The organism is Arcicella sp. GW458-12-2-14-TSB2 (assembly GCF_059423785.1).
In genome coordinates this window covers 1-15,407 of the sequence record NZ_JBWKYN010000045.1, presented here as the reverse complement: position 1 = coordinate 15,407, position 15,407 = coordinate 1, and the positions used below count along the sequence as shown (strand labels likewise).

Annotated in this window: 13 protein-coding genes; 3 read left to right on the top strand and 10 right to left on the bottom strand. The window is 36.9% G+C overall.

The window, feature by feature from the left end; genetic code table 11:
- Nucleotides 1–212: 212 nt before the first annotated feature.
- Nucleotides 213–1,130 carry a DUF1338 domain-containing protein gene (locus tag AC07XN_RS08775; RefSeq protein WP_309923391.1) on the bottom strand — a complete coding sequence of 306 codons (918 nt, stop codon included), beginning with the start codon at nt 1,128–1,130 and terminating at the stop codon, nt 213–215.
- A gap of 307 nt (nt 1,131–1,437) precedes the next feature.
- Nucleotides 1,438–2,976, bottom strand: coding sequence for an L-piperidine-6-carboxylate dehydrogenase (gene amaB / locus AC07XN_RS08770; protein WP_494742762.1), 1,539 nt, complete (start codon nt 2,974–2,976; stop codon nt 1,438–1,440).
- A gap of 469 nt (nt 2,977–3,445) precedes the next feature.
- Here amaB and AC07XN_RS08765 point away from each other — a divergent pair, with 469 nt between their 5' ends.
- Nucleotides 3,446–3,679, top strand: a complete 234-nt coding sequence (locus tag AC07XN_RS08765) for a hypothetical protein (RefSeq protein ID WP_309923387.1) — start codon at nt 3,446–3,448, stop codon at nt 3,677–3,679.
- A 157-nt stretch (nt 3,680–3,836) separates the two neighbouring features.
- Here the strand turns inward: AC07XN_RS08765 and miaA are convergent, their stop codons facing one another.
- From miaA to moaC, 3 genes are all read right to left on the bottom strand, one after another.
- Nucleotides 3,837–4,754 carry a tRNA (adenosine(37)-N6)-dimethylallyltransferase MiaA gene (gene miaA, locus AC07XN_RS08760; RefSeq protein ID WP_494742761.1) on the bottom strand — a complete coding sequence of 306 codons (918 nt, stop codon included), beginning with the start codon at nt 4,752–4,754 and terminating at the stop codon, nt 3,837–3,839.
- Between the two features lie 199 nt (nt 4,755–4,953).
- Nucleotides 4,954–5,532, bottom strand: a complete 579-nt coding sequence (mobA, locus tag AC07XN_RS08755; protein ID WP_494742760.1) for a molybdenum cofactor guanylyltransferase — start codon at nt 5,530–5,532, stop codon at nt 4,954–4,956.
- Between the two features lie 152 nt (nt 5,533–5,684).
- Nucleotides 5,685–6,155, bottom strand: a complete 471-nt coding sequence (gene moaC, locus AC07XN_RS08750) for a cyclic pyranopterin monophosphate synthase MoaC (protein WP_323252289.1) — start codon at nt 6,153–6,155, stop codon at nt 5,685–5,687.
- 153 nt (nt 6,156–6,308) lie between these two features.
- On the opposite strand from moaC, the gene AC07XN_RS08745 reads away from it, so the two are divergent.
- Nucleotides 6,309–7,505, top strand: a complete 1,197-nt coding sequence (locus AC07XN_RS08745; protein WP_494742759.1) for a molybdopterin molybdotransferase MoeA — start codon at nt 6,309–6,311, stop codon at nt 7,503–7,505.
- Nucleotides 7,506–7,614: 109 nt separating this feature from the next.
- Here AC07XN_RS08745 and AC07XN_RS08740 read toward each other — a convergent pair whose 3' ends face one another.
- The 5 genes from AC07XN_RS08740 to AC07XN_RS08720 all read right to left on the bottom strand — a co-directional run bounded on the left by AC07XN_RS08740 (nt 7,615) and on the right by AC07XN_RS08720 (nt 13,077).
- Nucleotides 7,615–8,649, bottom strand: a complete 1,035-nt coding sequence (locus tag AC07XN_RS08740; protein ID WP_494742758.1) for a YheT family hydrolase — start codon at nt 8,647–8,649, stop codon at nt 7,615–7,617.
- An 11-nt stretch (nt 8,650–8,660) separates the two neighbouring features.
- The gene (locus tag AC07XN_RS08735; protein ID WP_494742757.1) at nt 8,661–9,830 is read right to left on the bottom strand and encodes a glutathionylspermidine synthase family protein; all 1,170 of its coding nucleotides are present in this window, start codon (nt 9,828–9,830) and stop codon (nt 8,661–8,663) included.
- A 395-nt stretch (nt 9,831–10,225) separates the two neighbouring features.
- Nucleotides 10,226–10,918, bottom strand: coding sequence for a Cj0371 family chemotaxis-regulating polar lipoprotein (locus tag AC07XN_RS08730; RefSeq protein ID WP_494742756.1), 693 nt, complete (start codon nt 10,916–10,918; stop codon nt 10,226–10,228).
- 317 nt (nt 10,919–11,235) lie between these two features.
- Nucleotides 11,236–12,684, bottom strand: a complete 1,449-nt coding sequence (locus AC07XN_RS08725; protein WP_494742755.1) for a M56 family metallopeptidase — start codon at nt 12,682–12,684, stop codon at nt 11,236–11,238.
- Between the two features lie 18 nt (nt 12,685–12,702).
- On the bottom strand, nt 12,703–13,077 hold the full coding sequence (locus AC07XN_RS08720; protein WP_309923365.1) for a BlaI/MecI/CopY family transcriptional regulator: 375 nt from the start codon (nt 13,075–13,077) through the stop codon (nt 12,703–12,705).
- A gap of 137 nt (nt 13,078–13,214) precedes the next feature.
- Between AC07XN_RS08720 and AC07XN_RS08715 the strand changes: the two genes are divergently transcribed.
- Nucleotides 13,215–14,768, top strand: a complete 1,554-nt coding sequence (locus tag AC07XN_RS08715; RefSeq protein ID WP_494742754.1) for an NFACT RNA binding domain-containing protein — start codon at nt 13,215–13,217, stop codon at nt 14,766–14,768.
- Nucleotides 14,769–15,407 lie beyond the last annotated feature (639 nt).

Sequence of the window (15,407 nt, the reverse complement as noted above, 5' to 3'; positions counted from 1 at the left end):
GCAGGGTGGTTTAATCCTTATTTTGCTGAGCTTTTTTTTGAGAATACTCTTCAAAATCATTTTCTATTAGTTGGTGACTTAAGTCACCAACTAATAGAAAGAGTTATTACTATCTGGGAGAAGAATTTTATTATGCAACCTTCCACACATCGGCCGCCACCAATGTGGGAAGATTGCTTTTCACTAATGGCACATTCAACTATCAGCTAGTGCTATCGTTTAGTAATTTCAAAAAGATTAGTAGCTTGTTCCCCTAAAAAACCGTCAAACCAAATCTTTTTACCGTCATTGTCCATATAATTTCTTTCTGCTAATTCATAGTAAGCATAAGACCAACGGAGTGTTCCGATACTTCCGTCCGCTTCTATTACTTCGCAGTCTTCATCAATGGCTTCGGTTGAGCTTTGGCGTAATTTGCTTCCTTTATCTCCCTCAATAGTCTTTTTAATAGGCACGCCAATGCCATATAAAGCAGACATCGTTGCTTCAATGCCACTCCATTCTGGTATATTTTGATGATTGATATAAGCCGTAAAATGGTTTACCGAATTGCCATGCAAGAGTGTCCAAGCGGCAAACTGAGACTCTTGGTTAACAGTTAATACCGTTTCCTTTTTCACTGGTCCCCAAGGACGAACAAAGTATTTCACGAGCATCTCTACCAAACGGTCGGCTTCGGCAGTTATCAATTCTTTATTGTGCTTCAAGGACGCTAACAATTGACGTGCTTCACCAGCCAATAAATCGGGCGTGTCTTTTACGGCTTCATTAATCAATACCTGCACTGGTTCAGAAAGTTCCGCTACTTCTAGTTGCGTTACAAAGAATTTTGGAAAATTGATGTTTGTCGGATGTTGATAATGAACAGAATTTAGATGTTTTGAAGGAAAAGAATAAGGCGATACTTTTTCATAACCCAAAGCTTCTAATATTTCTGCAATAGCCATAATACCAGCAGGTTGTTTGCCCGTAAGGGTATTAAATGTTCTAAAAGCACAGTGGTCATTTACAACATTCCCTCCTTTTGATAACACCAAATCTGCATATTGTTTTGCATAAGTTACTCTTTTGTAGTAGCCCTCCCAGAGCTTCTCCATCAAAGATTTTGTGATTGTTTCTTGCGTTTTCATATTTTTAAATGATTTTGAGCGAATTAATTGTGATTGAGTGAATTGTGAATGAGTGAGTTATGAGTTAGTGAATTTTATAGTTGTGGGTTAGTGAATTGTGAGTTAGTGTTTGTTAATGGTCATCATGTAATAGGTCAAAATGTGAATTTGAGAGACTATGTTTTGCTAATAGATTGACAAGTAGTTTAAACTCATTGTGATAAATCAACAAACTAATCCACCACTCACAATTCACTAACCCACAACTATAAAATTCACTAACTCACAATTCACAACTAAAAACAATCACTAAATCACAACTCAATCACTAACTATCTCCCTCTATATTAAATTTAATTCCTTGAGCCAAAGGCAACTGTTTACCATAGTTGATGGTATTGGTTTGTCGCCTCATATAGGCTTTCCACGCATCCGAACCCGACTCTCTTCCTCCACCTGTTTCTTTTTCTCCACCAAAAGCGCCCCCTATTTCTGCACCAGAAGTACCAATATTGACATTGGCTATACCACAATCTGAACCATTGACAGATAAAAACAACTCTGCTTCTCGCATATCCAAGGTAAAAATTGAAGATGATAAACCCTGTGGCACATCGTTCTGTATAACAATGGCTTCCTCTACCGTAGAATATGACATAAGGTACAAAATCGGCGCGAAAGTTTCATGCTTTACAATCCTGAAATCAGGTTTCACTTCCGCAATGCATGGCTTTACATAACAGCCAGACTCATATCCTTCACCATATAAAACCTCTGAAGGTACTAACATAGTTCCCCCTTCCTGCTTTACGGCTTCAATAGCCGACTGATAGGCTTCTACTGCCTTAGTATCTATTAACGGACCAACATGGTTGTTTTCATCTAAAGGATTTCCAATCCTTAACTGTTTGTATGCTTTTACTAAACGTTCTTTAACGGTTTCATAAATAGACTCATGAATGATTAACCTTCTGGTAGAAGTACAACGTTGCCCAGCCGTGCCAACTGCCCCAAAAACTACTGCGGGAATGGCAATCGATAAATCAGCATTTGGGGTAATGATGATGGCATTGTTGCCCCCTAATTCTAACAAGCTTTTCCCCATTCTAGTAGCAACGGTAGCCCCTACTATTTTCCCCATTCTGGTAGAGCCTGTGGCTGAAATCAAAGGAATACGCGTATCGGCAGTCAGCCACTCGCCTACTTGATAGTTGCCTGTAATAATGCTCGATACACCTTCGGGTATTTCATTCTCCCTTAATACTTCAGTAATGATATTTTGGCAAGCAATGGCAGTTAAAGGCGTTTTCTCCGAAGGCTTCCACACACAAACATCTCCACAAACCCATGCCAGCATCGCATTCCACGACCAAACAGCTACTGGAAAATTAAAGGCTGAAATAATGCCAACGATACCCAAAGGATGATATTGTTCATACATTCTATGTTCGGGGCGTTCAGAGTGCATCGTAAGTCCGTATAGTTGTCTGGAAAGTCCCACCGCAAAATCGCAGATGTCTATAATTTCCTGTACTTCCCCTAAGCCTTCTTGAAGACTTTTGCCCATTTCATAAGAAACTAATTTCCCAAGCTCAGCTTTGTTGACTCTAAAAGCCTCTCCCATTTGTCTAACAATCTCGCCCCGTCGGGGTGCAGGAATATTCCGCCATGTTTTGAAAGCAGACTTGGCAGTTATAATCACTTGTTGATAATCTTCAAAGGTAGTTTGTGTAACCTTCGCAATTAATTGATTATCCACAGGCGAAAAAGAACTAAGCAACTCTCCTTCCGACGCCCAAGCGTTTAAGCCCGTGCTCGTTCCAAAATTGATTGGTTTAATCGCTAATTTTTCTAAAATAGTTTGCATGATGAAAACCCCAACCTTTCTCAGGCTGATTTATTTAATTTTTCTAAGAATGATATAACCTAGATATAAACTTAACAAATAGTGATTTTTCCGAAATCTATGCCCAATTATTCTAATTTGCAAACAAAATAACCCTTAACAATATACGTATAGTATCGATAAAAATATTACTATTCCAAGTCTAAAAAATTTTAGGCCATGCTAAAATTAGCAAGCATGGTATTTTTATGAGAAAAAAAAATATTAAAAATTTCAAAAAAAATATTTTAGCTGCAACGTTTTATACTTTTTCTTCATCTTATAGACAAACCTAACTCCATTCATCCGTTTTCTTAACCATTTATATAGATTTTAACAAAATTTAAGGTATTATGTATTGCATAGTACCTAACAAAACACTTAACTTTGTATTGTAATTAAAAAGCCACTCTTGCGACACATATATAGAACATTTAAAGCTATCATAACGATGAAATCTTTTACTATTGCTCTTACATTATTTATGGTTACCGCTCTGTCTAATAACACATTAGCCATTGGGTTTCCACATAATTTGTTGTCGGGAAAGAAAGTGGAAAGAAAAGAAGGAAAATCTAAAAATATTGTTCCAGAAATTCAAAAAAAAACAATAACTGAAAAAGAAAGTCGTTTATTAAGTATCGGAAGTAGATTTTTACTCCTAGCGTTCAGACGCGAAGACTAACAATAATATTATCAGGCGAAAGCCAACATTTGCCATGTTTTGGCATTTTTTAGAACACATTATCTATTTAGTTTTGGTTTAAGGATGATTTGTAGCGAAGCCTTTTAGGTTTCGCTACATTTGTTTTTAACTCTTATGAAACCTAACTCTGATTTTTTCACTTTAGGGAGTTCGCCACAAAATCCATAATCTCTGCTACATTCTTGGCATCAAACCAATGAAATTCGTCTTGGTTCTTAAACCATGTCATTTGCCTTTTAGCATATCGCCTTGAATTTCTTTTGAGTAACCTTACCATCTCTTCACGGTCATAATTGCCATCCAGATGCTCGTAGATTTCCCGATAACCTACTGTTTTTAGGGCATAATGTTCGCGATAATCCATAACGGCTTTTGCTTCTGCTTCCAAGCCCGCCCCTAACATCAAATCCATCCGTGTATCTATTCTGGTATAGAGTTCCTCTCGTGGTCGTTCTAATGCTATTTTTAGCATTTTGAAAGGGCGTTCTGCCTTCTGATTCTTCCTAAAACTCGAAAAAGGTTTTCCCGTAGCCATGCATACCTCCAAAGCCCTTAATACTCTTTGCGTATTTTGGTCGTCTACTTGCTCAAAATATACAGGGTCTAGGGCGCGCAATTCTTCTTTTAATAAACCCAATCCTTCTTTTTCAAAACGTTCGGCTAGTTGCTGACGTATCTGTAAATCCGCCTCAGGCATTTCATCTATTCCGTCTGTAATCATTTTTATAAACATCCCCGAACCTCCGGTAAGAATGGCAGTATCTTTTCGAGTAAAGATTTCTTCCAAAACCTTCAAACAATCTCGTTCAAAATCACCCACAGAATAATAATCATGGATAGAATGAGAATCTACAAAATGATGAGGTACGCCGTCCATTTCTTCAATAGTTGGCTTGGCTGTTCCAATAGCTAATTCACGATAAAACTGACGAGAGTCTGCGGAAACTACTTCTGTATCGAGTTCCTTAGCCAGTTTTACACAAAGGTCTGTTTTGCCAACAGCCGTAGGGCCTACCATGATGATGAGTGTTTTATGTTTGGGTTGTATGTTCATTTGTGTATAGCTGTTGATAGCTGTGAGCCTTGAGCTGTCAGCAATAAGTATTTTAAAGTAGAAAAGCTTACAGCTTATAGCTGACAGCTATGAAATTTGTTTTTTTATGCTAAATTAAATATTCATGGCTTATTGCTACTTGTTGGTTCCTCATAACCGACTGCTCATGGCTCAAAGCTCACTGCTCATAGCTGACAGCTTAAAGTTTAAAGCTATTATACTCTTCTGTTGTATTGACATTTTTTAACATTTGTACGTCTGGTACTTGTAATAACGCTATGTCTAAACTTTGTAAAAGTCGCATTGTAGCTTTTTTACCTTGTTTGAGAAACTCTTGTAACGGTTGATAAAACCTAGGTTCAAAAATTGTCAGTAAAGGTTCTGGAAAATGCTCTTCAGGGTTTTCAAAAGCCGTTGCGTACTTTTCAGCATTACGGTTTTCTAATAAGAAAGTAATCGTTTCCTGATTTACCAAAGGCATATCGCAAGCAATTACTAGCCATGCTGAGTCAGGGAATTGTTGAAAAGCAGAAAAAATACCCACAATCGGACTCTTCACATTAATCTCTGGTACATCCTGAATCGCAGGCAAAGTAGTTTGCTGATTTTCGTTGATTGATACGAATACTTCATCACAAAAAGGCTTCATCAAATCATACAAATATTGCTCCTGAGTTTTGCCATGATAGTTCAGAAGACGCTTTTCTGTTCCCATTCGGCTACTCAGCCCGCCAGAGAGAATTAATCCTTTTATGTTTGTTTTACTGTTTAATGGCATTTGGGGAAAGCATTTTTATTATTTATCCAATCTATAACGAGGGACTTAAGTCCCTCGCTATAGATTGCGTCGTTGGGGTTGACTTACTCATGGCATGACTTAAAGTCATGCCATGAGTACCAACCGATGACCGAAATCCGAAGGCTGACAGCCTACACCTTATAATCACTCTTCCCCCCAGTCTTTAAAATCAGTTTTGTTTCTTTAATAACAATATCATGCGAGAAAGCCTTGCACATATCATAAATCGTCAAGGCAGCAATGCTTGCACCTGTCAAAGCCTCCATTTCTACCCCAGTTTTAGCTGTTAGTGAACAAGTACAGGTAATAATTACTTCATTGCCAGCTATTTCTGTAGTAAACTTACATGAATCCAGCCCTAATGGGTGACAAAGTGGAATCAACTCAGACGTCTTTTTGGCACCCATTGTTCCAGCAATAATAGCCGTTTGGATGACAGAACCTTTTTTAGTTTTCAAGTCGCCGTCTTGGAAGTTAGCCATTATTTCGTCCGTCAATACCACGATGCTTTGTGCCGTAGCAGTACGCTTGGTAATAGCTTTTTCAGAAACATCAACCATTGCAGGTTGATTGTCGGCATCTAAATGAGTAAAGGTTTTCATATATTGTTGATCAAGAAATTCGTTTTGAACAAATTCAAAAGAATAAACCATTCCCAACGGAATCCTGTTTATTTTTGCACAAAGGTAAATATCTAATCTTGATTCCCTACATTTAGTTGAAATACAGTTTCGACCAAAATCTCAAAAATATTTATGATTTCAGTAGCAGAAGCCCTTAACATCGTGATGTCTAACCCCTACCAAACCACGGTTTCAGCAGTCCCGTTGTTATCATCCGTTGGCAGGACATTAGCCGAAGATATTCTTGCTGACCGCGATTTCCCACCCTTCAATAGAGTGGCAATGGATGGTTTAGCTTTTTGTTTCGATGAAGTAGATTTTCAAAAGATAATCATTGAAAATATTCAGTTTGCAGGCGAAGCTCAAAAAGTATTACAAGATAACACAAAGGGCATTGAAGTAATGACAGGAGCAATTTTGCCGTTAGGTTGTGACACCGTGCTGCGTTATGAAGACATTAATATTGAGTCAATTAATGACATGAAGGTAGCTTCAATAACGATTGTTAAAGAAGAAATCAGAAAAGGACAAAATGTGCATCTACAAGGTTCTGACCGAAAAGCGAATGATATTTTGTTGCAAAAAGGCATAAAAATCAGGCCTGCTGAAATAGCTGTAATGGCTACCGTCGGGAAAAGCGTTGTAAAGGTAAATAGCACGCCAAAAATTGCTATTATTTCCACAGGAGATGAATTAGTTGATATTGATGTTTCGCCTTTACCTTATCAAATCCGTAGCTCTAATGCTTTTATGTTAGCGGCCGCTTTACAGCAAATCGGGATTGAGGCTTCTACTTTTCATTTGATTGATGAAGAAGCAATACTCTATCAAAAACTACAAGAAATCATTGCTTCACACGATATTCTCTTACTGAGCGGAGGAGTTTCGGCTGGAAAAAAAGACTATGTTCCTGCTATTTTAGCTGATTTAGGACTTGAAAAGCTATTTCATAAAGTAGCTCAAAAACCAGGCAAGCCCATGTGGTTTGGCAAAACCCAAGAAGGAAAAATCGTTTTTGCCTTGCCTGGCAATCCTGTTTCTACTTTTTTATGCTTTTGTAAATATGTATTGCCTACACTTAAAGAAGACATAAAAAGTGAGGAAGTAATATTGGATAAAGATATTGTCTTCAAGCCTGATTTAAGCTACTTTGTACCTGTAAAAACGTATTTTGAAGCAGGTAAAATGCTGGCTACGCCTTTTGAAGGCAGTGGCTCTGCCGACTTCGCTAACTTAACCGATTGTGATGGTTTTGTGGAATTACCAGCAGATAAACAAGTTTTTAAAGCTGGGGAAGTGTTTGGATTTGTAAGGTTTAGAGGGCTGTAGGCTTTCTGCTTTCGGTCTTCGGCTTTCAGCGGAAAGCCGACTTACTTATAGATAAAAATCAAAGCCTCCCGTCTGTACCTGACAGCCGAAAGCCGACTACCGAAAGCCATTACATCACAATCTTACCCTCCACAAATTCCAACATCCGTTTATCACCATAATACAAATCATCGGCATTGGATAGGTAAAAGCCACAATGTCCGCCATAATTTGGATATTCAGAGAAGATATAATCTGAATGCTTGGCAAGGTCTAGCATCGCACAGCTTTCAGATAATACAGGGTCATTCTTGGCATTCAGGATAAACGAAGGCACCCTTATTTTATCTACATAAGGCATCGCAGCACATTGCTCGTAATACTCCTCCGCATCTTTCATACCATGCAAGGGTGCTATATAATTATTAGTAAAGTCTTCTAAATATTTATATTTTTCAAATTCTTTAAATATCTGACTATCAATCAACTCCCATCTATTTTTCAAAAATTTCAGCAATTTCACTTTAAACCTTTCGGCATAAAAGCCTGCTTTTCCCATCGCTACGATGCTTCCCTGCAAATCAGTTGGGCAAGATATAGCAACTACTTTCTTGATTTTATCAGAAATCCCCTCCCCTTTCTCTCCTGCATATTTCAGCGCAATATTCGCTCCTTTGCTATAGCCTACCAATACAATTTCTTCGTAAATACCTTTGGCTAAAGCATGGTTTACTACAGCTTCTAGTTCATCACTACTCCCGTGGATAGTCATGCGCTCTAGTCGATTTTTTTCTCCGCTTAGTCCTCGGTGGTTCCAAGCCAACACATCCCAACCAATAGAATTAAATGCTTTTACACCTCCTAATAAATAAGGGCGAGTAGTATTGCCTAAAAAACCGTGTGATAGTATCGCCAACGATTTACTAGGCTGTACGTTACTTTGTTCCTCTACTGCTGCTATAGCCTTCTTTTTTGTTTTTACTTTTTTAGTGGTTTTTCCTGCTTTCGACCAATCTAAGTCCAGAAAGTCGCCATCCCATAGTTCTAATCGTTCGCGGTCGTATTCAATTCCAGTTACTTTTCTGAGTGTACTTGGATAAATTGTTGAAAAATGAGCATCCTTCCAGATATGTGAAGTTCTGTAAGACGTTTGAATAATGGGCATATTAATAATATTTATACAACAATGTGCCCACAAAATTGGGCTGTATTGTCGATGATTTTTCCACCTTTTCTAAAACCTAAACCACATGCTTCGCCAGCAAAAAAAACACCTGCTTGGTAATAATTCCCAGTATGGTCGCTTAGAAATTGGGTATATTCTTGATAAACGGCAGCTTGTTCAAAATATTCTCCGTCTTTTGCATCAATTGTTTCACCTGCTGCCGAAAGTATTTTTACATTGGCTCCTTCTCGCCCAAAAAGCACTTTTTGTACAGAGGTTTTATTAGCCAAAGGTTTGCTATCTGTTTCCAATAACAACGGATGGTTGGGAAATAATTCCCATAAAATACGCAATAGTCCTTTCGACTGAAACAATAATGTATAAGCAGGATTCAATACAATGGCTTTGTTGTCATACACTATTTTAGTGAGGATATCAGCCAATTCGGGTTCGTCCCAGCCTATATATTCCCACGGAACTAGCTTAAACCAGAAATCATATTTTGTAAAACTCCCATTTCCTTTATTTTGCTGAAAGATACCATCAATCGGCGAAAACTCTACATTTTCGATTTTCTCATAGGCTATTTCAAAACCTGCTTCCATAGCTGCTTCTCCCAATACTTGCATATTGGTATCGTCTTCGGGGAAACCTTCCATCGTTGAAATCAACAATGAAGGCGTCAAGACAGGATTTTGGCGTTTTAGTTCTTTGAATTGTTCAATCAAAGATTCATAGAGGGTATTAAATTGCGAGCTTTCATCTAGTCCATTCGCCTTTAAAGAAGCCCACTGTACAATGGCAGTTTCTGGAATACAAGTAGCAGTATCGGCATTAAATTCTATTAGTTTGATGGGATTGCCATCCAAACCTCCGCTCAAATCAAACCGCCCGTAGATATGCCAATGGTTATCGTTTTCCCAAGAGTATTTCACTAGCTTGATTAGGTTTTCGGGAATGCCTATTTCTTTAAAAAGCTCATTTTCAACCACATGCTGTGCTGCTTCAATATACATTTCGTACAATTGCATCACCGCATCATAGTAGTTTTCTGCTTCTTTTTCTGAAACGACAATCATTTCATCCGTAATATATGGAAGCGTACTTTCGCCAAGCATCCATTCCCAACCAGCATTTTGCAAGGTACGCGTAGGTGAAATATTTAATTTTTTGAGCTTCATTGTTAATAGCTATAAGCTAACAGCTTTGAGTCGTTAGCTTTGAGTTATCAGCTTCTTTATTGAATACGTAAAATTTAATATGCTATAAAGCTGAGAGTCGTCAGCTTTGAGCTATCAGCTTATTTATTGAATACGGGAAATTTAATATGCGATAAAGCTATGAGTCATCAGCTTTGAGCTATCAGCTTCTTTATTGAATACGGGAAATTTATACATTACAATGTAATTAAAAAGCTCAAAGCTCACTACTCATAGCTTAAATACGCTAAAATAAAAAGCTCAAAGCTCACTGCTCATAACTGATTGCTTATTTATTATAAAATCTATGCCACTAAAAATGACTGAAGAGTGGGAAAAAGCTGACAGCTTAAAGCTCACTACTCATAGCTTAAAGCTTATCCATGATACCCCCCATGACTAGAACTATGAAAGAAACCACTTCTTCCCGATACTGGTCTGGAAGTAATTGTCCTTGAATTCCCAATGCTCTGATGAATAGTATTTGATTTTTGGAAAGCACTTGCTGTGGCATAATAACGACCCAAACCTCCTCCGTAATATCCAACATGGCGTCTTCTTCGTGAGCTGTCTTGGTTTGCACTGCTATAAGATGAACTTGATGAATTAAAACCATTCGACATATCTGGGCGATAGTTAGTGTACGTCGGGCTCAACGTTTTGGCTAATAAATAGCCCATTCCACCATATAATAAAGCATTCGATAGATTATTAGTATGTCCCACATTTGCTTGATTAGTAGCAATTTCATTATCAATCAATGCCTTTACTGCTCGGGGTGAAAGTGTATCTTTTTTGCCATCCAAATACGTAACAATAGCCACGGAACTATCGGCAGGCACTTCTACTTCATCCGTAATTTTGAATTCACCTTTAGAAGTCTCAGTAATATAAGTTTTTACTCCTTTTGTATAAACTTCCACTTCTTCGTAGTCGCCTTCATCCTCCTCATTAGAACTTCCACAGCTTTGTAGCATCACGGTATTACCCAACACAGCTAAGGCCAAAGTACTTCCGACGGTTATATCTTTGACTTTGCGAATAAATGAACTTTTGCGTAAGGGCGTCATTGTCTTTGATAACGATTATAAAAATCGTGAAATGTTATTTTGGTTTGTCCATCAAAGATATTCTGGATTTTTGCAATAAGAAAATACTTAGGAAGAATGGTATTTTAATTTGGAGAGCGGTAAAAAATGTTATAGAGTAGATTAGTAAAATAAAAGGTTATGATGAAGTTCAGACTCTTATCCTTAGCGAGGTACTTAAGTACCTCGCTAAGGATAAATGATTTGGCTATCTGGTACACTAAAAAAATCAGGACAAGCCTTTGGTAAGACTTGTCCTGATAAGATTGATAATCAAAAGCGTATTTTGTTTCTAAAGATTAACAGCCATTCTCCTTACTATAAATGAAGGGAGTGAATGATGGTGTCAAAAACTTTTTAATCCTTGTTTTTTGCAGTTGCTCTTGGTACAAATTGTACGGAGTTACGTCTGGTAATGTTGGCGGCGCCAAAGGGACAACAAAATGTTCGCCTGTAGTTTTATCCGCAAAAATCGTAATCAAAGCATCCAAATCTTTGGGGTTTTTATTAATCATTTCCGACAGGTTAAAACTAAAGCGTGTTGGTAAAGCAGACATGATATTCTTGCTGATATCTCTACTCTTTTTATTTTCCTGCGTTTCTTCAAGGATGATTTCTAATTTCATCAATTTTTGGGAATTATTATATTGAGCATCAACCGCTTTTAATTCAAACCCGTACTCTTTAAAATAATTCGCCACAGCCCCATTAATTAATTCAGGCGTAATTTTGTTAGGGTTTAAGGTTATGCCTATTCTATCATTTTTTTCACTGGTAGTAAGCGTCATGATAGATTTGTTTTCAAAAACCTTAATTTCTGGATATGCCTTGAAATAACTATTTTCACTAACTTTCAAGCCAGTATCAAGATTCTTCCCAACCTCCTCACTTTGTTTCTCGAAAGAGAATGCCATGATAAGCACTCCAACGAGGGGCAATACAGACAAATATGCGTACTTTTTCATAGGTATTGATTTTTGTTTAGTGAATAAAAAATGAATGCGTGCTGAAAGTGGTTTACGGCTAAACTGATGGAACATCATCGGTTGAGTATGTAAACCAGCCAATTTTAGCAATAAATGTGCATAGTCTTGAGAGTTATACTGTTCTATCATCCTGCTATCAACTTCATATTCATGTACTTCTGTCAGTGAACGTTGGTATAACCAAACAATTGGATTGAACCAATAAATCGCTTTTAGGAGTTCGACAAAAAGTAAATCATAAGAATGAAACAGCCTAATATGCCAGCGTTCGTGCGTTAGAATTTGTTCTACTTCATGCGCTTCTAACTGGCTATCATCAATAAAAATTAGGTTAAAAAACGAGGCATTCGCCAACTTGCCTGTATTGGCAATATAGGGTTTAGAGGGAATTCTATTGATCGTAAATATTCTATAAATCAAGATAACTAGGCGAGCTATCATCAATACAAAACCAATGACATATACCCACTGAATGATGGCAAACCAATCAAAACTGTTGAACACCTCATGCGTATGGTTATTTAAAGGAATATTGCCAAATGCTTTGTAGTTATCAAAGCTGTAAAGCCCCGTAGTAATTGACGTAGAACCCAAACCAGTTATTGGCACTTGCCATGTAAGCGTCGGAATCAGCAAACTAAATATTAAGCTCAGCAATAGATACACCCGATTCAACCGTATAAAGGTGAAACTTCTGAAAACAAAGAAATACAATCCATACAAAAGCATCATCGAGATACTTGATTCTATTAGATAATTCATCGTTTGTCGCTTTAAAAATTATGACATTTTATCCGTTTTCCCATCAATAATACTTTTCAACACATCCAGTTCTTCCGAAGAAATAGACTCTTCTTTCACCAAAAATGATAATAAACTGCTGGCAGAATTATCGAAATAATTATTCAATATTTTCTTGAAAGTCTTTTTGGCATATTCTGCTTTGGCAATTATCGGAAAATATTCGTAGGTCTTTCCATAAGCTTTATACCCAACATACCCTTTCTTTTCGAGTATCCTGACTACCGACGAAATCGTATTGTATGGAGGTTTGGGTTCTTCGTCCATTTTCTCGATAATATCTTTTACAAAAGCACTTTTCAACTCCCAAAGTGCCTGCATGATTTTCTCTTCTGTTTTTGTCAATTCTTCCATGAATCAAAACTATAACTTATTTTTCAGTTTTACAACTAAATAATAAGTTATTTAACGTATTTATCCGTTCATCGATACAATTGGTAAATCAATTACCTTTGTTATCCAATAAAAAGCCTTGTGCTTTCCATAATTTTATGCAAACCAATTATTATTTTCTTCGTCAATTATCCAAAAAGCTTTCAACCGAGCTGACTGGTTTAGTGCTGGCAGAATGTTTTACCCAAGAAAAAGACGAAATATTATTAGGCTTTTGTAGCGAAGGCAAACAATGGCGTGACCAAAAAGATTTTTATATTAAAGCTGTTCTTCATCCAGATTTTGCTTGTTTAGCTTTCCCGAAAGACTTTAAAAGAGCTGGACGCAACTCGGCCAATCTTTTTAAAGAAATCATCAATTTAAAAGTGTTGAGTGTCCGTCAGTTTGAAAACGAACGTGCTTTTGCCCTTTATTTTGAAAATAACTTTGTATTACTGTTTAAAATGTATGGCAATCGTTCAAACATTATCCTCTTTCAAGAGAACGAAGTGATTGACTTGTTTCAGAATAAACTGGTGATTGATAATAATGTAGCAATAGATAAACTAGACCGTCCGATTGATCAAAGCTTTGAAGCTTTTCAGGAAAAAGGTTGGAAGACCCTCTTCCCTACTTTTGGCAAAGAAATCACCAAGTTTCTAAGCAAAAATAGCCCTGAAGCCGTTACATGGGAACAAATCCAAGCGATTACTACACAACTAGAAAACCCCACTTATTACTTAAAAACGATAGACTATCAGCCTGTTTTATCATTAATTGCAGAAGATGGCGAGATTATCAATACTTTTACCGACCCTCTTGAGGTCAGTAATGCCTTTTATTATGCCCACAACAAAATCAATGTAATTGATAAAGAAAAAGGCGTAATCATTAAAATACTCCAGAAGCGAAAAACACGGACACAAGCTTATATCGATAAGTGTTATCAACAGTTGAATAGCTTGGATACAGGCGTAAAACATGATGAAATCGCGAATATCATCATGGCGAACCTTCACGCTATTCCTGAGCGAACGGAAGTGATAGAATTGTATGATTTTTATCGTGACCAGCCTATTAAGGTACGCCTAAAACCAGATTTGAGTCCGCAAAAGAGTGCTGAGAATTATTACAGAAAGTCCAAAAATGAGAAAATCGAAATTGAGAAATTGATGGAGAATCTGGAGGCCAAAGAAATGGATATGACCGAAATCGAACAACAGATTAAGGATATTGAAGGCTTTGAAACGTTAAAAGAATTCAGAAAATATTTAAAGGCTAATCAGTTAGAACCTTCCCAAAAAGTAGTGGATACAGTTCAAACACTTTTTAAATATTATCAATTTGAAGGGTATGAAATATTAGTAGGCAGAAATGCTAAAAACAACGATTTACTTACACAACGCTTTGCTAGAAAAGAAGATTTGTGGTTACACGCCCGTGACGTGGCAGGTTCGCACGTAGTGGTACGTAAACAGGCTGGCAGGAATTTCCCTGTAAATGTCATCGAGAAGGCAGCGGGGCTAGCAGCTTTTTATTCAAAACGCAAAACTGATACCCTTTGTCCTGTGATAGTTACACCCAAAAAATATGTCAGGAAAACCAGAGATTTGGGCGAAGGGCAAGTAATTATCGATAAAGAAGAGGTAATAATGATTGAGCCTAGTTTGTAAAGGTAAAGAATGCTCGAAAGCCTTTACTATTAGCAGGCGAATTAAGGCATAATGATTACCCACAAGCATATAAATAACTGACAATCAAGTATTTATTCCTATCGAGGGACTTAAGTCCCTCGATAGGAATAAGAGTTTCAGCTAGTCAGGCTGTGACATGAGGCGACCGACGCTCGGTTTGAAAGGCGATTTAAGCACATTTTAACCAATTTTTCAATAATTATATAATCATTTTAAATTTTTAAAAGATGTAGGTAATTAGTAGGCCTTAAGTCGCCTGCTAATCAGAAAGGTTAGACATTTATACAAATGTTAGCTGAATTTGCACACCATCTTGTATTTAATTAAAAGACTGTCTACATTCTAATTATTTATCTCATTCTAGTGTTCAAACCATTAAAAGCAATATTTCACAAAAGGATATTTTGTTTTTTATAATACAAACCAAATTTTTTAAAGAGAAGGGCTTATAATTCACCAATTTTTCAGACTTTACTATTTTAAACCAAAAACATAGTATTATTTATCTACTTTATTGAAAAAAATTATGGGCAAATGTGTCAATTTGACATGATTAAAATACAACATAATATACTGAAAATCAAATATTTACAAAATTGTCGCTAAACATAATATAGT

Bases quoted from the DNA above. Each gene is read 5' to 3' on its own strand.
- AC07XN_RS08775 (WP_309923391.1), bottom strand. From the start codon at position 1,130: ATGAAAACGCAAGAAACAATCACAAAATCTTTGATGGAGAAGCTCTGG.
- amaB (WP_494742762.1), bottom strand. From the start codon at position 2,976: ATGCAAACTATTTTAGAAAAATTAGCGATTAAACCAATCAATTTTGGA.
- AC07XN_RS08765 (WP_309923387.1), top strand. From the start codon at position 3,446: ATGAAATCTTTTACTATTGCTCTTACATTATTTATGGTTACCGCTCTG.
- miaA (WP_494742761.1), bottom strand. From the start codon at position 4,754: ATGAACATACAACCCAAACATAAAACACTCATCATCATGGTAGGCCCT.
- mobA (WP_494742760.1), bottom strand. From the start codon at position 5,532: ATGCCATTAAACAGTAAAACAAACATAAAAGGATTAATTCTCTCTGGC.
- moaC (WP_323252289.1), bottom strand. From the start codon at position 6,155: ATGAAAACCTTTACTCATTTAGATGCCGACAATCAACCTGCAATGGTT.
- AC07XN_RS08745 (WP_494742759.1), top strand. From the start codon at position 6,309: ATGATTTCAGTAGCAGAAGCCCTTAACATCGTGATGTCTAACCCCTAC.
- AC07XN_RS08740 (WP_494742758.1), bottom strand. From the start codon at position 8,649: ATGCCCATTATTCAAACGTCTTACAGAACTTCACATATCTGGAAGGAT.
- AC07XN_RS08735 (WP_494742757.1), bottom strand. From the start codon at position 9,830: ATGAAGCTCAAAAAATTAAATATTTCACCTACGCGTACCTTGCAAAAT.
- AC07XN_RS08730 (WP_494742756.1), bottom strand. From the start codon at position 10,918: ATGACGCCCTTACGCAAAAGTTCATTTATTCGCAAAGTCAAAGATATA.
- AC07XN_RS08725 (WP_494742755.1), bottom strand. From the start codon at position 12,684: ATGAATTATCTAATAGAATCAAGTATCTCGATGATGCTTTTGTATGGA.
- AC07XN_RS08720 (WP_309923365.1), bottom strand. From the start codon at position 13,077: ATGGAAGAATTGACAAAAACAGAAGAGAAAATCATGCAGGCACTTTGG.
- AC07XN_RS08715 (WP_494742754.1), top strand. From the start codon at position 13,215: ATGCAAACCAATTATTATTTTCTTCGTCAATTATCCAAAAAGCTTTCA.